At 47.1% G+C, this 18,883-nt stretch carries 18 protein-coding genes, 1 tRNA gene and 1 riboswitch; of the genes, 10 read left to right on the top strand and 9 right to left on the bottom strand.

From position 1 onward, the window contains the following. Positions 1–11: 11 nt before the first annotated feature. The 5 genes from atpA to LHF31_RS06280 all read right to left on the bottom strand — a co-directional run bounded on the left by atpA (position 12) and on the right by LHF31_RS06280 (position 4,430). Complete coding sequence (gene atpA / locus LHF31_RS06300) at positions 12–1,679, bottom strand: F0F1 ATP synthase subunit alpha (RefSeq protein WP_303773896.1); 1,668 nt, start codon at positions 1,677–1,679, stop codon at positions 12–14. Between the two features lie 98 nt (positions 1,680–1,777). Then, positions 1,778–2,353 (bottom strand): Holliday junction branch migration protein RuvA, encoded by a 576-nt coding sequence (gene ruvA / locus LHF31_RS06295; protein ID WP_303773894.1) that lies wholly within the window; start codon positions 2,351–2,353, stop codon positions 1,778–1,780. Continuing rightward, a complete protein-coding gene (locus LHF31_RS06290) occupies positions 2,350–3,165 on the bottom strand; it encodes an RNA methyltransferase (RefSeq protein WP_298010640.1) in 816 nt (271 codons plus the stop codon). Before LHF31_RS06290 ends, ruvA begins: the two co-directional genes overlap by 4 nt. Beyond that, on the bottom strand, positions 3,162–3,665 hold the full coding sequence (ruvC, locus tag LHF31_RS06285) for a crossover junction endodeoxyribonuclease RuvC (RefSeq protein ID WP_298010643.1): 504 nt from the start codon (positions 3,663–3,665) through the stop codon (positions 3,162–3,164). The genes LHF31_RS06290 and ruvC overlap by 4 nt, the downstream gene beginning before the upstream one ends. A 6-nt stretch (positions 3,666–3,671) precedes the next feature. After that, positions 3,672–4,430, bottom strand: coding sequence for a YebC/PmpR family DNA-binding transcriptional regulator (locus tag LHF31_RS06280; protein ID WP_298010646.1), 759 nt, complete (start codon positions 4,428–4,430; stop codon positions 3,672–3,674). Between the two features lie 292 nt (positions 4,431–4,722). Here LHF31_RS06280 and LHF31_RS06275 point away from each other — a divergent pair, with 292 nt between their 5' ends. Next, positions 4,723–5,331 carry a hypothetical protein gene (locus LHF31_RS06275; protein WP_298010649.1) on the top strand — a complete coding sequence of 203 codons (609 nt, stop codon included), beginning with the start codon at positions 4,723–4,725 and terminating at the stop codon, positions 5,329–5,331. 8 nt (positions 5,332–5,339) lie between these two features. Here the strand turns inward: LHF31_RS06275 and LHF31_RS06270 are convergent, their stop codons facing one another. Further along, positions 5,340–6,107 carry a fumarylacetoacetate hydrolase family protein gene (locus LHF31_RS06270; RefSeq protein ID WP_298010652.1) on the bottom strand — a complete coding sequence of 256 codons (768 nt, stop codon included), beginning with the start codon at positions 6,105–6,107 and terminating at the stop codon, positions 5,340–5,342. A gap of 65 nt (positions 6,108–6,172) precedes the next feature. Between LHF31_RS06270 and LHF31_RS06265 the strand changes: the two genes are divergently transcribed. The 7 genes from LHF31_RS06265 (at position 6,173) to LHF31_RS06235 (ending at position 13,029) form a co-directional block, all read left to right on the top strand. Then, positions 6,173–6,246: transfer RNA gene (locus tag LHF31_RS06265), tRNA-Val, on the top strand. 221 nt (positions 6,247–6,467) lie between these two features. Continuing rightward, the gene (locus LHF31_RS06260; protein ID WP_303773890.1) at positions 6,468–7,508 is read left to right on the top strand and encodes a LacI family DNA-binding transcriptional regulator; all 1,041 of its coding nucleotides are present in this window, start codon (positions 6,468–6,470) and stop codon (positions 7,506–7,508) included. 22 nt (positions 7,509–7,530) lie between these two features. Continuing rightward, positions 7,531–8,961: an L-fucose/L-arabinose isomerase family protein gene (locus LHF31_RS06255; RefSeq protein WP_303773889.1), complete on the top strand. Its 1,431-nt coding sequence runs from the start codon at positions 7,531–7,533 to the stop codon at positions 8,959–8,961. A gap of 14 nt (positions 8,962–8,975) precedes the next feature. Further along, the gene (locus LHF31_RS06250; RefSeq protein WP_298003001.1) at positions 8,976–10,064 is read left to right on the top strand and encodes a Xaa-Pro peptidase family protein; all 1,089 of its coding nucleotides are present in this window, start codon (positions 8,976–8,978) and stop codon (positions 10,062–10,064) included. Between the two features lie 12 nt (positions 10,065–10,076). Next, entirely contained in the window at positions 10,077–11,753 is a 1,677-nt protein-coding gene (araB, locus tag LHF31_RS06245) for a ribulokinase (RefSeq protein ID WP_298002998.1), read from the top strand. 30 nt (positions 11,754–11,783) lie between these two features. Further along, positions 11,784–12,428 carry an L-ribulose-5-phosphate 4-epimerase gene (locus LHF31_RS06240; protein WP_363324746.1) on the top strand — a complete coding sequence of 215 codons (645 nt, stop codon included), beginning with the start codon at positions 11,784–11,786 and terminating at the stop codon, positions 12,426–12,428. A gap of 1 nt (position 12,429) precedes the next feature. Next, on the top strand, positions 12,430–13,029 hold the full coding sequence (locus tag LHF31_RS06235) for a hypothetical protein (RefSeq protein WP_303773887.1): 600 nt from the start codon (positions 12,430–12,432) through the stop codon (positions 13,027–13,029). Positions 13,030–13,109: 80 nt separating this feature from the next. On the opposite strand, the gene LHF31_RS06230 is transcribed toward LHF31_RS06235, so the two are convergent. The 3 genes from LHF31_RS06230 to LHF31_RS06220 all read right to left on the bottom strand — a co-directional run bounded on the left by LHF31_RS06230 (position 13,110) and on the right by LHF31_RS06220 (position 16,515). Beyond that, positions 13,110–14,765: an APC family permease gene (locus LHF31_RS06230; protein WP_298002989.1), complete on the bottom strand. Its 1,656-nt coding sequence runs from the start codon at positions 14,763–14,765 to the stop codon at positions 13,110–13,112. Positions 14,766–14,853: 88 nt separating this feature from the next. Next, positions 14,854–15,660: a response regulator gene (locus LHF31_RS06225; protein ID WP_298002986.1), complete on the bottom strand. Its 807-nt coding sequence runs from the start codon at positions 15,658–15,660 to the stop codon at positions 14,854–14,856. A gap of 144 nt (positions 15,661–15,804) precedes the next feature. Next, positions 15,805–16,515: a cysteine hydrolase family protein gene (locus LHF31_RS06220; protein ID WP_298002983.1), complete on the bottom strand. Its 711-nt coding sequence runs from the start codon at positions 16,513–16,515 to the stop codon at positions 15,805–15,807. 376 nt (positions 16,516–16,891) lie between these two features. Here LHF31_RS06220 and LHF31_RS06215 point away from each other — a divergent pair, with 376 nt between their 5' ends. After that, positions 16,892–17,653, top strand: coding sequence for a response regulator transcription factor (locus tag LHF31_RS06215; RefSeq protein ID WP_298002980.1), 762 nt, complete (start codon positions 16,892–16,894; stop codon positions 17,651–17,653). A gap of 98 nt (positions 17,654–17,751) precedes the next feature. Beyond that, positions 17,752–17,853: riboswitch (cyclic di-GMP riboswitch) on the top strand. Positions 17,854–17,885: 32 nt separating this feature from the next. Further along, positions 17,886–18,883: hypothetical protein (locus LHF31_RS06210; protein ID WP_303773883.1), on the top strand; the 998-nt coding region annotated here is incomplete at its 3' end.

Below are 18,883 nucleotides of genomic sequence, written 5' to 3'. Positions count from 1 at the left end.
TTCAACCCCTTTCAGGCACTAACCCAGGAACGAGCAAAGGCTTCCAGCGCTTCTTTCAGTTGCCGTTCGGTTTCATCGCTGATTCGTTTCTCTTCCGCGATTTTTCGCCCAATCTCCGGATAGCCGGTATCCATAAAGCGCAGTAAATCCTGCTCCCAGGCGCGCATTCGATCCAGGGGCACCTGATCCGCATAGCCATTTGTCCCTGCATAAAGGACAATGACCTGATGTTCAAGGGAAACCGGTTCATACTGAGGTTGCTTCAGGATTTCCTGCAAGTGCTGCCCACGGTTCAACTGATTCTGGGTGGCTTTATCGAGGCTGGATCCTAACTGCGCAAATGCCGCCAGAGCCCGAAACGCTGCCATATCCAGGCGCAGGCGACCTGCAACCTGGCGTATTGCCTTCGTTTGAGCAGAGCCACCCACACGAGACACCGAAATACCTACATTGATCGCAGGGCGAATACCAGCATTGAATAAATCGTTTTCCAGATAAATTTGCCCATCAGTAATCGAAATGACATTGGTAGGTACGTAAGCAGAAACATCACCCAGTAAGGTTTCAATGATGGGTAGTGCAGTCAGGGAACCTCCACTTCCAGCCCGTTTTACCACCTTATAGGCTTCAGGATTTTGCATTTGCTTAAGGGCGTTTTCAGCATCATGGCGTGAAAGCGGGCCACCATAAACCTTTCCATCTACCGCATCCGAGGCTTGAGCTTCATTACCCTCAAATGCTGCCGGGACAATGACATATTCTGTGGCTAACCGACATGCCCGCTCAAGCAAACGAGAATGGAGGTAAAACACATCACCTGGATAGGCTTCACGGCCCGGTGGACGCCGTAAGAGGAGTGAGACCTGGCGATAAGCCCATGCATGTTTCGAGAGATCGTCATAGACAATTAGCGCATCTTTGCCGCTCTCCATGAATTCCTCGCCAATTGCACATCCCGCATAAGGAGCAATATACTGCATAGCGGCGGGTTCATCCGCGGAGGCTACCACCACCACCGTGTGATCCATGGCGCCATAGCGTTCCAGGGTGGCAATCAGACGAGCAATTGCGGCTTTCTTTTGCCCAATGGCGACATAAATACAGATGAGATCCTTGCCCTTTTGATTGATGATCGTATCAATAGCAATGGCAGTCTTTCCCGTCTGGCGATCACCAATAATCAATTCCCGCTGACCTCGCCCAATCGGAATCATAGCATCAATAGCCTTTATTCCGGTTTGGACAGGTGTATCTACGTCCTGACGGGCTACTACTCCAGGTGCAATGCGTTCAATCGGACGATAACCGCTGAATTGCAAAGGTCCTTTACCATCAATCGGCTCTCCAAGCGCATTGACTACACGACCTATCAAACCATTTCCAACCGGCACTGAAGCAATTCGCCCGGTACTGTAAACCGTCATTCCTTCTTTAATCGAGCGATAATCTCCCAGAATAATGATGCCAACCGCATCATGTTCCAGGTTAAAGGCGATGCCCATGACCCCGTTAGAAAATTCTACTAACTCCTGAGAACGGACAGAAGCAAGCCCTTGCGCCCGGGCAATTCCATCTCCTGCTTCGATGACCGTCCCAATATCCCGAATTTCCAATTCTGGCTTAAACGTCTCAATTTTGGATTGCAAATCAATCGTCAACTGTTTAATCAGATCGGTCATGGAGCCTCCAATACTTCAAATCATTCATTGAAAGGATGAAATAATCTTACCTGAAAGGTCTGCAAATGTCCAGTTTAAGCAATTTGGTAAAACAACCTTCAGGGAGAAAAATAACGCAGTGCGAGTTTTAATCGTTCCTCCAGTTCCATTGGTGCATCCCTGGGAATGGATTGCACTGCGGTTTGGGCTTCGACGACACTGTAGCCTAACGAAGTCAGTGCTTCCAGCACCTCTTGATCCACTTCCGCTATGGGATGAACGCCTTCCAGTCCTTCTCCCGTAACCTTACCCTGTAAAGACAGGATAATTTTCTGGGCATTTTTCTTTCCAACCCCAGGTACCCGGCTTAATACTTCCGGTTGTTCACTGAGTATCGCCCTTCGAATGGCATCTACCGAGAGCACCGAAAGAATATTAAGCGCCAGGCGTGGACCAATACCGTTTACCCCCAGAAGCAATCCAAAAATATCCCGTTCTACCGGGGACTCAAATCCATATAGAGCCAGTAAATCTTCTCGCACAATTAAGTAAGTGAACAAAACAACATTCTCGCCTGCTCGAGACCTGGCTCTTAAGGGAGATGGCACAAAGATTTGCAACCCTACTGATCCCACCTGAATCACCAGATAGGATTCACCGAGATCAAGAATCCTTCCTTCCACATAAGCAATCACGGAACTGCTCCTGAAAAATTCTGCCGTCGTTGATTGAAAATTTCATATAAAACCACTGCGGTAGCAACTGCCAGGTTCAGGGAATCGCTTTTTCCTACCATGGGAATCCGCACCATTTCATCACATAATTCTACATGATGGGGCTGCAACCCTAAACGCTCACTTCCCATCAGTAAAATCATTCGGGTGGGATAAACAAAATCGTGATAATCCTGGTGTGCCGTTCCAGAGGTACCGATGAGCGCAACATCTGAATGTTGTTTCATCCAATTGCGGAACTGATTAAAAGATGCACGAACAAGATGAAGATCAAAAAGCGCCCCCATACTGGCACGCACACAGGAAGGATCATAAGGATCTGTAGATTGATCCAGTAATATAACCCCTGCTCCTCCAGTTGCATCCAGCGTCCTTAAAATTGTGCCTAAATTTCCCGGGTCCGCTACTGAGTCCAGCGCCACCCAGGTTTTGCCCTCTTCGACCACTACCGAATCTAGGGGCAACCAGCGTTGATGAACAACTGCCGCAATTCCCTGGGGACCTTCTTTCTGGGAAATTCTTTCGAAAACCAGCGAACTTACTTCTAAAATCGAAACTCCCTGACGCCGGAGTTTTTCTACCAGTTTCCAGGCATACTCGCTTTGCAACCGTTCAGGAGAAACAATCACCGATTCAAAGGATTCTTGCCTATCAACCGCCTCAGCAACAATACGGATGCCCTCAACAAAAAACAAGCCCGTCTTTTCTCTTTCCTTCCGTTCCTGCAAACGGCGGATTCGCTTCACCTGTTCATTCGCCGGACTGGTAATCATGACGCAGCGCCTTTCTCATACAATTTCCAGCGATAATGATGGATATGACAAATCGCCACTGCCAGCGCATCAGCCGCATCATCGGGTTTGGGATACTCTTGAAGCCCCAATAACGTTTGAACCATAATTTGAACTTGTCGTTTTTCTGCATTACCATACCCACTGACAGACTGTTTCACTTCCATAGGGGTATATTCCCAAACCGGAATCCCTTGTTGAGCCAGCGCAAGCAAAACAACGCCTCTTGCCTGTCCTACGCTAATTGCCGTGGTCACATTCCGACGAAAAAACAACTTCTCCACAGCCCCGGCATCCGGAGTGTGGAGAAGAATTAACTCGTTTAAACGTTGATACAGAAGCAACAGGCGTTTTTCGTCTTCCAGACCTGCGGGCGTATCAATCACCCCAAAATCAACCAGACAAAGGGTACCATCCTGGGACTCCCGCACCAAGCCATACCCTGTCGTTGCCGTTCCCGGATCCACTCCCAAGACCAGCATAGGGCATCAGGCTTCGTTCTCCAGTGCTGCCAGTGCGGCTTCCGAAATTTTCATGGTGTGATAAACGTTTTGAACGTCATCCAGTTCCTCAATCGCGTCAATGGTTCGCAGAACCTGAAGCGTTTCTTCCACACCTAATTCCACTTCGTTAGTAGGTATCATGCGAAGTTCAGCCTCTTCCAGTTCCATCTTGGCGTTGCGGAATGCATCGCTGAGCACTTTAAAGTTTTCTACCGGCGCAAGCACCTCAATGGTATCGCCATCCTGCGTCACATCCTCAGCACCATTCTCAACAGCAACTTCAAATACTTTATCAAAATCAATCTTTGACGCAGAAAGGGCAAAATAGGCCATGCGTTTGAATTGCCAGGATACCGATCCCGCTTCACCAAGGTTGCCACCCGCCCGGCTTAATACATGGCGAACTTCCGCAACAGTCCGGTTACGATTTTCGGTGTAGCATTCAATCATCAGAGCCACGCCATGAGGAGCATACCCTTCATAGAAAACTTGCTCAAAAACATTGCCTTCTTTTGATTCCCCCGTTCCCCGTTTGATTGCGCGCTCGATATTTTCTTTTGGCATGTTTTGCGAACGGGCTTTCTCCACTGCCAGACGTAAACGGAAGTTGGTTTCAGGATCGCCTCCGCCTTCCCGTGCTGCCATCACGATTTCACGGGTCAGTCGGGTAAATAACTGACCTCGTTTTGCATCCATCGCACCTTTTTTTCTCTTAATCGTTGCCCATTTTGAATGGCCAGACATACCTGATTCTCCTCATTCAAGAACATTGGGAATTTTCCCAGGGATTCTCATTATACCATAATCAATTTACGCTTTCGGCGTCTTCCTTCATCAGTTTACAACGGCCTTACATCTATCCCAAAATAATTTCTTTCTTCATGATTACATACTAAAATATTATCTGTAATTGATATTTATATTACTTAAAAAATAGACAATGTTACTAAAAAATTTTCTCTGGTTGGTTACTGTGTTCTTCTTCGCCCTGATAAATAACCTTTCCGGGCATTTTCTCGCCATACCTGTTACAGGAATGGAACCATTTGAAACCAGGGATGAAGAATATCTGACTGACTTTCAAACCCTTCAGGAAAAGATCGATTCTCATCAATATTTGGCAGGGCTGTTTGCTCCCAATCTGTTTGCTTTTCCTGTAATTTCCCAACCGGAAAACAACCCCGCTTATGTTTCTTCTCAGCCAGGTGTACTTACTTCCTTTTCTCTGGCTGAACAGCGCGGGAGTATTGGTTTGCTTGCGCATAATACCCTTGCAGGAAAAAACTTCTCCCTCTTAACTGCAGGAAATATTCTGGGATTTTATAAAAATGGAAGCATTCAATGGTATCAGGTTGAAAAAATTCATCGGTTTCAAGCCCTTGAACCGAACAGCCCAACCAGCAATTTTCGGGATCTTGACCATCCCGAAAGAGTCCTCTCGGCTTCTGAACTGTTTCAGGAAATTTACGCCCAGCCCGGTACACTCATCCTGCAAACCTGTATTGCCCGCGGGCAAACCGATTCGTGGGGCAGGCTCTTCATTGTAGCCTCCCCGGTTTCTGAATCCGATCTTTCAATTTACTCACTCCCAGAATATTCAGCCAGCCCGCTCAATTTGCTGGAAAAAGCCATCCTTGCCCGGTAATTCCTGAATTACTGTCCAGAATTCCTGACCGGATTGGAAAGAGTTCCAATACCCTCAATGTCAATCTCCACCAAATCGCCGGCATTCAGGGGGCCAATGCCTGCCGGGGTGCCCGTTAAGATAACATCGCCCGGTTCCAGGGTCATCACAGAAGAAATATAGGCAATTAATTGCGGAATAGAGAAAACCATTTCTTTTGTGGAGCCTACCTGTCGGGCCTCTCCGTTTACTTTACATTGAATCAACACATCAGAGGGATCCAATTCGGTTTCAATCCATGGTCCCAGCGGACAAAATGTATCAAATCCTTTTGCCCGGGTCCACTGACCATCTTTTTGCTGTAAATCGCGGGCAGTGACATCATTAGCGCAGGTATAACCAAAGACAAATTCCATGGCTTGTTCAGGAGCAATCCAGCGCCCCCTTTGTCCAATGATCACAGCCAGTTCAGCCTCATGATCGACTCGCTGAGACTGGGGCGGCAACAGGATCGGTTCTCCAGGACCAATCACACTGCTGGGTGGTTTGAGAAAAATCAAAGGAACTTCTGGAACTTCAGCGCCACGTTCTCTGGCATGCTCAACGTAATTTCTCCCTACAGCAATGATTTTCCCCGGTTGGAGAGGCGCCATCAAACGCACTCTTTCCAGAGGGAACATGGCTTCCATACGGCGAAACTCGCCAAACAGAGAACCTTCAACCACTCCCACCCGATCCTGATACAACCACCCCATTCGTGGGGCTTCGCCGCTGAATGAAAATCGAAGAAACCTCATTAATTTTTCTCCCTTTTTGAGTAATGCACCCAATTTTTAAAAAATCATGTATAATTTGCTGGCACGGGCGGATAGCTCAGTCGGTTAGAGCACATCCCTTACAAGGATGGGGTCGCAGGTTCGAGTCCTGTTCCGCCCACTTTTGTTTTTAAGGCTCAATTGAATGCCTCAAATTGCAAAAGGATTTCCTTCTTTCAAATTATAAATCCACTCTTTCCACAATCTATAAGAATTTCATCCAGGGAAGTGAGCAGGGAAGTGAGGGTTACCCCTCTCCGCTCAAAATGCGCACCCATTTTTATTGACTTGCTTATTCAGACATGCTACTATAATAACAAAATCCCGTGAACGGTAACGGAAATGAGTACAAAAAAGCATGTAACAATCCGTGATGTAGCCAGAGCAGCGGGGGTATCTGCCCAAACAGTGTCGCGGGTGATTAATCACCATCCCGATGTTTCTGATGAAACCCGCAGACGGGTTCAACAAATTATGGAGACATTGGGATATTCCCCTAATTACATTGCCAGAAGTCTGATTCAAGGAAAAACTCACACCATTGGAGTCGTAGGATATGGTTTAGGCTACTATGGTCCATCCCGTGCGTTAACCGGTGTGGAAAAACAAGCCAATGAATTGGGTTATTCCATCCTCCTGAGTCTGGTCCGCCAGGCAGAATTAAACAGCGGAAGACAATTGCTTGCCAATCTACTCATGCGTAAGGTGGATGGAATCGTTTGGGCAGTACCAGAGATTGGTTCGCACCGCGAAGAATTGTTACAAGATCTTGAACAAATCGATGTGCCAGTTGTTTTCATGAACATGAATCCGCGTCCGGGATTTCATGTTGCGGCGGTGGACAACTTTAATGGTGGAAAATTGGCAACTCTCCACCTTCTTTCAAGAGGTTGCAGAAAGATTGGGATTATCACCGGGCCCGAAGTGTGGTGGGAATCTCAGCAACGGGAAGCGGGATGGAAAACTGCCTGTCTTGAATCGGGTAAGGTGAATGAAGAACATCTCCAGAGACTTAAGGTTGTGGGAGATTGGGAACCCGCCAGCGGAGAAGCCGGGTTTACTGCGTTGATAAAAAACAACCCCGATCTGGATGGAGTTTTTGTTTGTAATGACCAGATGGCATTAGGAGCGCTGAAAGCTGCCCGCCATTTGGGGATTCGCATTCCCGAAGATGTTGCCATTGTAGGATTTGACGACATTCCAGAAGCAGCATTTTTTGATCCCCCATTGACCACAATGAGGCAGCCTTTAACTGAACTGGGCGCCCAAGCCGTCAAAATGCTTCATCACCGGCTGTGCAAGGAAGATCATTTTACCCCTTCATCTGAAACCATCTGGCTTCAACCCGAGTTAATCGTTCGGGAGTCTTCACAAAAAAGATAATCAAATAATGGAGGATTTTGCTATGAAACCCGTGACGTTGGGAGTAATTGTTGGCAATCGAGGATTCTTTCCAGATCACCTCTGTGTAAGTGGACGAAAAGTAATTCTCAAAGTACTTGAAGAAGAAGGAATTCGCGCGATCATCACCGATGAAAACGAAACTAAAGCGGGCTCAATAGTCACTCTGGATGATGCCCAGAAATGTGCTGATCTCTTCAAAGCCCATCGAGACGAAATTGATGGCATTCTGGTGACATTGCCAAATTTCGGAGAAGAAAAAGCCATTGCCAACACCTTGCGATGGGCAGGGCTGAATGTTCCCGTTCTTGTACACGCCTTTCCCGATGATATTACCCGGATGACGATTGCCGATCGCCGCGATTCGTTTTGCGGAAAGATGTCAGTGTGCAACAATCTGACACAGTATGGTATTCCTTTTACCCTCACCAGCATGCACACTGTCGATCCGGAAAGTGAAAGTTTCCGGGTTGACTTAAGACGGTTTGCTTCTGTGTGTCGGGTGGTAAGAGGGTTGCGTAATGCTCGCTTTGGGGCCATCGGAGCAAGACCAGCCGCATTCAACACAGTCCGCTACAGTGAAAAATTACTGGAACGCACAGGCATCAGCGTCGAGACCATTGACCTCTCAGAAATTTTTGGGCGCGCCACACGATTGCAGACAGACGATCCTAAAGTGAAAGCGAAATTAGAACAAATCCAGTCTTATGTTCCAACAAAGAACACTCCGGGTGAAGCCCTGACACGCATGGCAAAACTGGGGGTAGTCATTGAGGATTGGATGGCTGAGAATCGTCTGGTTGCTTCTGCTCTCCAATGCTGGACTTCCATGGAAGAGTTTTATGGGGTGGTACCATGCACATTGATGTCCATGATGAGCAATACCTTAATCCCCTCAGCATGTGAAACCGACATTGCCGGAGCGGTTGGCATGCTGGCACTGGCTTTAGCCTCAGGGAAACCATCTGCAATTGTGGACTGGAACAACAATTACGGCGATGATCCTGACAAAGGTGTGATTTTCCATTGTTCCAACCTGCCTAAAGATTTATTCTTGGAAGCCTCAGCCTCGCAAGAGGCTGCACCGCAAATGGATTATCAAGCCATCATTGCCGGCTCGGTTGGACGTGAAAACACCTACGGAACTGTAGTAGGACGTCTTAAAGCCGTTCCATTTACCTATTGCCGAGTCTCTACGGATGATTTAAATGGACGCATACTGGCATACCTCGGAGAAGGACATCTGACCGAAGACACTTTAAAGACCTTCGGCGGTTATGGCGTCGTACATGTGCCCAATTTCCAGCGTTTGCTGGCTTATATTTGTGAAAATGGTTTTGAACACCACGTCGCCATCAATCCCTCTCTGGTTGCGGATGCGGTCTATGAAGCCTTCACAAAATATCTTGGATGGCAGGTATATTATCACCACTAAAACAGGAGACGGCAATGGACGAAATAACATTGAAGTTAAGCAATCTTCGTGCCCTACTTCTCCAGTACGGGCTGGATGGTGTTCTGCTCCGTAAAGCCAGTTCTTTCTCATGGCTCACCAGTGGCCTCAGCTCTGTAATCAATACGGCTTCTTCTTTTGGAGAAGCCTCACTATTGATTACTCAGGAAAATGCTTATTTGCTTACCAATACCATTGAAGCCCCCCGTTTCCTTCAGGAGGAGCAGGTAGAACAACAGGGCTGGAAAGTCATTGCTCAGGACTGGTATTCATCCGAATCTCCGCTGAATATCCTCTCAAAAGGACAACGTCTGGGATGTGATTATCCCATGCCCAATCTGGTAGATTTATCGGTTGAAATTGCCCGCCTGCGCTCAGTCCTTTTGCCAGAAGAGCAAAACCGCTTCCGTGAACTCTCCAACCTTAGCGCTCAAGCCATGGCAGAAGCAATTTATGCGGTTCGTCCGGGAATGAGTGAGTATGAAATTTCTGCGTTGCTTGCCAAAGCCTGCCTGAGCCGGGGTGTTGAACCCATTGTTCGCTTAATTGCCACCGATGAGCGTGTATTCCGCTATCGGCATCCCCCTGCGACCTCAAAACCCTTAAACCAGTATGCCATGCTGGTGCTGTGTGGACGCAAGTACGGATTAGTTGTTTCCCTCACTCGTCTGATCTATTTTGGGAAACTCCCTGATGAGATCCAACGGAAAGCCCACGCCACGGCTTATGTAGATGCAGTAGCACTGACTGCCACCCGGGTTGGAAGGACCTTGGGAGACGTCTTTTCAGACATCACACTGGCATATGCTACAGCCGGATACCCTGAAGAATGGAAACTGCATCACCAGGGCGGACCGGCTGGTTATGAACCCAGAGAATTTATCGCCACTCCCCAAAGTCAGGAACGAGTAGTAGCGGGACAAACCTATGCATGGAATCCCTCAATTACCGGTACAAAGAGCGAGGATACGATTCTGGTTAAAGAAGATGGCTTCGAGGTTCTTACAGAGATCTCCGGCTGGCCCTCCATCGAGATTGAGGTTGCTGGAACAGTGATTCGCCGGCCATCAATTCTGGAGATGTAGGGGAGGGAAAAAATGACCAGATATGCTATTGGGGTAGATTTTGGTACTGAATCAGGTCGTGCTGTGCTTGTGGATGTCACCAATGGGGGAGAAATTGCCACTGCGGTTTATACCTATGCAAATGGCGTGATTGATGAAAAACTTCCCGAATCCAATATTCCCCTGGAACCGGATTGGGCTCTTCAAGACCCTGAGGATTACTTGCGAGTCTTCCAACAGGCTATTCCTGCCGTTCTACAACAAAGTGGAGTTGACCCTGCTGATGTTATTGGAATTGGCATTGATTTTACTGCATGCACAATGCTACCGACCCTGAAAGACGGCACCCCGCTTTGTTTTCTACCAGAGTACCGCAACCGTCCTCATGCCTGGGTCAAACTCTGGAAACATCATGCCGCACAACCCGAAGCCAATCGTTTGAATGAAATTGCCGCTCATCTGGGATACACTTTCCTGAATCGATACGGCGGAAAAATCAGTTCGGAATGGTTCTTCCCAAAAGTCTGGCAAATTCTGAACGAAGATCCGGAAATCTATCATGCGGCAGAACGGTTTATCGAAGCAGCCGACTGGGTCGTCTGGCAACTCACAGGAAAAGAAACCCGCAACTCTTGCACTGCCGGGTATAAAGCCATTTGGTCGAAAAAAGAAGGCTTCCCTCCCAAAGAATTCTTCCGCGCTCTTGATCCCCGCATGGAAAACATTATTGACGAAAAAATGAGCCGTGATATTGTTCCGATTGGCAAGTGTGCAGGTTATTTAACCGAGAAAGCCGCTCAGTGGACTGGATTAATGCCCGGCACTGCTGTAGCCGTTGCCAACGTAGATGCCCATGTATCTGTACCTGCCTCTACCGTAACGGATGAAGGAAAAATGGTCATGATCATGGGCACTTCAATCTGTCACATGGTGCTTTGTCGCGAAGAACACTTTGTCCCAGGAATTTGCGGATATGTGGAAGATGGGATTATCCCGGGATTTTTTGGTTATGAGGCAGGGCAGTCCTGTGTGGGCGATCACTTTGGCTGGTTTGTCGAGCACTGTGTGCCAGAACATTACCAGCTGGAAGCCCGCCAAAGAGGGATTGATATTCATGCCTTGCTCGAAGAAAAAGCCGCTCAATTGAACCCCGGAGAAAGCGGATTGCTTGCCCTGGACTGGTGGAATGGAAACCGTTCCGTGCTGGTGGATGTAGATTTGACCGGAATGATGCTGGGGATGACCCTCTTAACCAAACCGGAGGAAATTTATCGCGCCTTAATTGAAGCAACAGCCTATGGAACCCGAATCATCATTGAAACCTTTGCCAATCATGGCGTTCCCGTAAACGAATTAATTGCTACCGGTGGTTTACCAGACCGCAACAAATTGCTCATGCAAATCTACGCGGATGTTACCGGGCGAGAAATTCGGGTTGCGGCAGCACATCAGACCCCGGCGCTGGGCTCAGCCATGTTTGGCGCGGTGGCGGCTGGAAAATCTGCAGGGGGGTATGATGACATTTATGAAGCCGCAAAACACATGGCGCATCTCCGTGAGGAAGTGTATCATCCCAATCCGGAACATCAACGTATTTACGATTTATTGTATGCAGAATACCTATCCCTTCATGATTATTTTGGGCGGGGTGCAAACGATGTAATGAAACGATTGAAAACTCTGAAAGCCACCATTAAGGGAATTTCTTGATCTAATCGTCTGCCTGAGGAATTTTCTATGTTGTTACAACAATTACGCGAAGAATTATTGCAACTACACCTGCAACTGCCTAAAAACGGGCTGGTCACATGGACCAGTGGAAATGTAAGCATCCGAGATCCCTCGACAGGATGGGTGTTAATCAAACCATCCGGAGTTTTTTACGAAGATCTCCGCCCAGAAGACTTTATTCTTCTGGATCTTCAGGGAAAGGTTCTGGAAGGCACATTGAAACCTTCATCAGACACTTTCAGCCATCTGTACATTTACCGCCACCGCAAGGATGTGAATGGCATTGTCCACACCCACTCCCCTTATGCAACGGCTTTTGCGGCAGTAGGTAAAGCCATTCCTGTGTATCTTACAGCGCAAGCCGATGAGTTTGGAGGGATAATTCCCTGTGCAGGTCTGGGATTGATTGGCGGGGAAGAAATCGGAAAGTTAGTGATTGACGCTATCGGTTCCTCTCCTGGTTGCCTTCTTCAGAATCATGGAGTGTTCACCGTTGGAAAAGATGGTGTATCTGCTGTAAAAGCCGCAGTGATGATCGAAGATATTGCCAAAACCGTGTGGCTTGCCATGCAGTTAGGCAATCCCATCCCAATTCCAGATGATGTAGTTCAAGCACTTCATCAGCGATACACTCAAGCGTATGGGCAAGGTTAATTTGTCCTTCTGGTACAACGGGTGGTTTTCATGGGTTAAACACCAGTCAAATCCGAATTCTCTAAGAAGATTCGGTATTTTATTCTTACTTTTTTTCTTCGGTTGGCAAGGATTGGCATGGGGATATTTTCAACTTCATCGTCATCAGGGACTTTTGGATTTGGGAGGCACATCCCATTTTCTGCAAAGCCCAATTGGCGCACTGACAACAGAAGAAGTCAGGAGTTTTCGTCAGAACCTTCCTAACTCCATGGGAATTCTGCATGGCTTTTTATCCTTAATCCGATTGACTCCAGCAATGATTTTGGGCATTTGGAGCAGTTTAGGGATTACTTACTTTTTTGGGATGCGCCTTTTAGCGGCGAGAATGAACCACATCCTTCTCTTTGTGCCAATCCTGTATTTCGGGGTTGAAATTCTCCAAACGTTATCCACGCTCTGGCTGCTAGTATCTCCTCAGGAAGGGTTGGCTGCTGGGGTAACCTTGTTTAATCTATTTCAGCGGATCAGTTTCTGGATGGGGTTTGCCTGTCTGGTTACGGTCTTTACTGGATGGATGTTGTGGAAGATCATGGAGTTCATTCTTCGCCATACCGCTTAAGACAAAACAGGTCACTTACAGATAAAAGAGGAGGATTGCGTCAGATGCCTTAATCCTCCTCTTGTTTGCCTTCAGCAAACTCAATCACTCGCCTGATAAGGATTTACGTCGGGAATGCCAGGTTTAACGAAGTGGCGCATGGGAAAATATATCAGCGCGCCTATTGCCATAAATGCCAGAGCCCATCCAATAGAGGCAAACCCTTCCTCAAGATACTGGCTGACGATCGCCAAAACAATGATGGAAACCGGTCCAAGCGTTATCAGAATTAACCCTGAAATTCCACCGGGAACGGCCTGCCTGGGAAAATGTGGTTTGGTAATACGCAGTTTCCATAATGCAGCAAATTCCGCCAGAATTACCAGCGTCTGTAAAAACACATCGGCAACCACCAGGAAAGAGAATGCCTGCCAGGAAAAAACTGTGAAGATAATCCCTACCAGAATAATTGAAATCCACGGCGTACCAAAGCGTGGATGGACTTTAAGCAGGAAAGTCGGAAACATGCCATCCGCTGCCAGAGCAAACGGAATGCGGCTTCCGCCCAAACTATTCCCCACGAACAACCCAATCATGCTCAAAATCGCTGCAACTGTCAGGAGTGTTCCCATCGTGCGAGCGAGTGGCTCCCCACCCACCAATCTTCCAACTGCGTCGCCAATTTGGGGAAATTCCCAACCGGAAAGGCTGGTGGGATCCACTCCCCAACTTACCAGTTGGTCGCGAATCGCCATCACTGGCGGGACATTGATGTCATACAAACTGACGTCTGCAACTGAGACCCCTTTTGCCTTCGCGGTTTGGTCAAAAGCATTTGAGAGAACTTCCTCATCCACAAAGTTGCTGATGATGCCAACCTCACGGTTTTCTGCTTCTATTCCCCAAACCTGCCAGCGGCCATCTGCTCCCGCGCCACCAAATAACCCCGCAACAACCGGCAGCGTATAAGTCAGGATGGTAGCCGCGAGGGTCAGCGCCATGGCTCGGGGATAGGTTTTACGAGGATTGACAATCTCATCCCCAGCCACAGCCGGCAGTTCCCAACCCATAAAATTCCACATCACCACGAAAAGCCCTGTGCTGAATGCTCCAATAAGATTTTCTCCTTCGGGCAGGAACGGCAACGAGGCAGTATATCCAGAGCGAATCCATTGAAAGATTCCTAAAACGGAAAGCAACCCAAGGGGCGCCAATACAAAAATTCCCAGCCAGTTCGTAAACAAACCCGCCAGACGCGCTCCACGGATTTGCAGATAACTGATTGCCCATATGATTATCGCTGCTATCAACCAGCGGGTCACAGGACCGGAAACAAAAAAACCTCCCACCATGGTTCCCGTATCAAGGGCAGGAATAAAATACGAAAGATAGGTCACCGCCAGGACTGGATAAATGGCAACATCTAACCAGGATACCACCCAGTTATTCCAGCCAGCAAGAAAACCAGCAAAAGGGCCAAAGGCTTGCTTAACCCAGTGATAATATCCGCCTTCCACTGGCATCATACTATTCAATTCTCGAACCATCAAAACATTGGGTAAACTGAAAATAAATGGGGTTATGGCAATCAATAACAAAGCCAACCCGGGACCGGAATAACCAATCAAGGGTTCAATGCCAAAGGCGCCTCCACAAACTGTAAAATATAACAAACCGAACAAGGGGAGTAACGTTAATTCTCGTTTGAGTTTTTTTGTCTCGGACTGGACAAGGGCGGCTTGGGATTGATCTGCCACAGTTACCCTCCTGGGATAAATTGAGAACAGGTTCAATTTTACAGATAAAACAAAAAAGCGGGGAAAATTCCCACGCCCGTTTGTCGGATTATCGAACGTAATCCTGCAGTTCTTCAAGCACCTTGTTCAGCCAGTCCCTTGCCTGATGAATTAACTCTGCAACCGGACGGGAGAAATCGCCGGTCAAGTTCTCGTAAGCAACCAGTTCCAATTCTTCCAAAACTGAAGCCAATCCCAGGGCCCCGAGATTAGCACTGGTAGATTTCAGGGTGTGGGCATTTCGATGGACCAGTTTCCAGTTTTCTTCCACCGCACCTTTTTCTATCCCTTCTAATAAAAAACAAGCGTCTCGGATATAAATATTCACTACATTACGGAAATTCTCTTTACCGCCCAGCATCTCCTGCCATTTGAGGAAAGTGGATTTATTGAGAACTTCATGGCTGTTCCGCCAGTCGGTACCTTCCACTCCTTGCTTCATAAGCCTCTTGCCCTGAAAAACCTTCAAGACCTCCAGCAACTCTGGCATTTTCAAAGGCTTAATGAGAATTGCATCCATTCCCCCCTCAAGATACCGCTGCCGGTTCTCAGGGGATTCATCTGCAGTCAGAGCAACAATGAAGGGTTGATCCTTCACTGGAAGTTCGGCACGAATCAATCGAGAGATTTCCAGTCCATCAATATCCGGCAAAAATATATCCAGAAAAATGATCGTGTATGGGTTCTTTTCAATCAGGGCTTTTTCTTTAACCAACCTTAAAGCCTGATAACCTTCTCCAACAAGGTCAGGATGGAGACCAATTTTTTGCAACATCATCATGGCAACTCGCTGGTTCACGAGGTTGTCTTCTACTAAGAGTGAACGGATTTCCAAAGAAATTTTCTCGATGTCCATCGCAAAACTACTTTCTAGTAATAATTCTAAACTTAATTTGCATAATGAAAACATGTTTTAGCAGTTTCTAAAAGGTTGTAATATTCCTGCAACAAAAAAGGCGGAGGAATACTCCGCCATCCCAATCAGGAATACCCAGGGAGATCAGTCGATTTTTTGGATAACCTCAATTCCATTCAGCGCCATGTGGTAGAGGAACATGACATGAAAAACATCGCCTGGATGTGCCATCAGTCCTTGCGATCGAGCCACGTCAACCGGTAAATCATATGTATCCACACAATCCACTGGCACAATCACTCTGCGATTCAATTGACGGGCATTAGCATCCAAACGGAGATGCATGGCTAATTGATACGTACATAGATCGGTGCAATCGCCAACCACGACAAATGTATCTACTTCAGGATGAGCCTGTATCCAGTCATTCAAGGGAGTATTTAAACCTGAATGAATTGAATTTTTGGGAATCTGAACCATGTGAGGGAAAAATGGTAATGTCTTGAATTCATCCACTGGCTCCGCTTCCGCCGTACCGCGAACACAATGGGGAGGCCATTGGGCAAATTCAACAGCATCCGGTTCATGGGTATCTTGAGTAAGGACAATATGGCGTACTCCCAGATCCCAGGCTTTTTGAAACAGTGAAACAATAGGTTTCACAATTCGCGCTACACGAGGACTGGCAAGTGGACCAAACGCGCAGAATCCATTGATGACATCGACCGACACAATTGCGCATTGCTGAGAATTTTCAAATACATCCCGGGCGTGCAAAACGGGCAATTGTGCCAGCCATTCATCCAGATAAGCATGCCACTCCACAATCTGAGCGGGAACAGTTTGAATGGTCATAGAGACCTCCTTATTTGGTGTATTTTTTACACTAAACCTGATATGATTTTAGCCCTCTTAAAATAAAAGTCAATGGTTTGTTTTCATTATGGAGGAAAACAAACTTAAGGCTATAAAGAAGCATTGAAATTTACTGCTTATAACCTGTTTCATCACAATCGATTAATAGAAATCTATTGACTTTTTAATTGGAATTGGTAACAATATAATCATCACAGTATCATAACAACAAACTTTCCGAGGCGACGTTAATCCACAGGATGAGTGTGGTCGCTCATCTGTCAGAGAGGCAGAGAAGTTCTGTGGGGAGTCAATAGCGAAACCGGCCGGGGATGCCGGTTTGTTCAATTCTAAAAAGGGGAGTGGAAAAGAGCCTATGAATGAACCAGTTACATTACCACTGGACCAAACACAACCAGGGATTGACCTCGACGAGATCACCAAAGCCTCCCGACAGACTATTCTGGTGGTTGAAGACGAGCCAGACACGGTTTTCCTGCTCAAGCAAATTTTGCGAATGGCAGGCTATAATGTCTTAAGTGCGGTCAATGGATATGAAGCCATTCAAAAGTGCATGGATATTCATCCAGACCTCATCCTGTTGGATTTAATGATGCCAGAAATGGATGGCTGGCAGACGTATCAATACTTACGTGAAGCAACCGATGTTCCTGTTATTGTTATTTCTGCAATCCATAACAAAGAAGACGTGGTCAGGGCTCTCCGTATTGGAATGGATGACTACATTACCAAACCCTTTGTAAATGCCGAAGTGGTAGCCCGTGTTCAGGCTGTACTTCGTCGTGCCCGCCCTGCCAAACAATCCGATCGGTTAGTCTTCCCCCATGAAGGTTTAATCATTAACTTCACCACGCAGGAAGTGATTTACCAGCAAAAACACATCCAACTTACCGGCAAGGAGTTTGCCATTCTGGCATGCCTGGCAAAACACGCACCAGAGGTTGTTCATTACAAAACCATTGCCGAAGAAGTCTGGGGTAAGGACTCGCCTCAGGTTCGAAACCGGATTAAATACCTGATCTACCTGCTCCGGCAAAAACTAGGTAGCGTTGTCCAATCTTCCGAACTGATTCAAAATATTGATCGTCTGGGATACAAACTCATGATCACCCGGTAAATATCAACTCCATTGCGGTTACCTGTTTGAAGCAGTTTTCGCTTTGGAAGCAGTTGACTATTTTGGTTTTTTACGATACGATTAGGATAGAAATTATCATTATTATAGGAAGCCTTGATCTGTATATTTTAAAATTGGTCGCTTGCTCTTACCAGAGCGGAATATACAGGGAGCCAGTAGCGAAACCGGCCTGATCAAAGCAGGTCGGTTTTTTTATGGAAGGACACAGGCAATGAGCCAATCAAAAAGACAATCCATTGGGCGGATGTTTAATACATCAGGAATTTTGTTATTACTCGTCGGGATGTTTCTCAGCATCCTCAGTCAACCTGTTCTGGCATCAGATACAGGTCCTGCTGGAAAATTTTCAGGGAATATCATCGAACTTCCTACCGAACAAACAGGTGACGATGGTGATGAGACGTTAACCCCTTTAGAAGTTCCTCCCATTCGTATTCCTTCTCGAGAGCAAACCCAACCATCCCCCTCACCATTTAGCAGTGTTCCAAACCCAACGGAAGTCCAACTGGCAACGGCTATCCCTCAGGCTACATCCCTGCCAGTATCTCAATCTACATTCCAGCCGAGAGTTACCCTGTTTGTCCCGCCGGTGATTCAAGCCGCTCCAGTTCTGAATCTGTCCCCAATTTGTGGATATGTAGAAGACACCACCCAGTTATGGCAGGTGTTCAATCCCAATGCTTTCTCAGTGAATTTCACCTGGGTGACAGACTTGGGTGAAACCGGCACAGGATCGGTTGGAGCCAATTCCTTTGCTCAGTTTATTACCTCAAGCAGCGCAAACTCGGTTTCGCTATATGTGGATGGGGAATTCTCTACCAGTTCTCCAACAACCCAACCCTGTAAAACCTACTTGAGATTGAGTTACGTTTGCACTGATAACGGCATTAACTGGTACGTTACCAATAACAATAATTTGATTGACAATCAGGTATTTACATGGGTATTGGACGGAACCATTACAGGAAGCGGCATAATTAATGCTTTCGAGACAGTGCTGGTTACCACTTCTTCTTTTGGAGCGCATACGCTTAGTCTCACGTGGGTTTATCAACCAGAGGGCTCCAGAACTGTATCCCTATCTACCACTATTGAATCTTGTGGTAGTGTTGCAACCCCTTCGCCTACTCCAACCTTCACCGCCACCCCGACGAATACCCCCACCTTCACTCCAACCTTCACCGCCACCCCGACGGATACCCCCACCTT

It is taken from the genome of Anaerolinea thermophila, assembly GCF_020723905.1.
GTDB classification, from domain to species: domain Bacteria; phylum Chloroflexota; class Anaerolineae; order Anaerolineales; family Anaerolineaceae; genus Anaerolinea; species Anaerolinea thermophila_A.
This window is presented reverse-complemented; position numbering and strand designations above follow the sequence as displayed.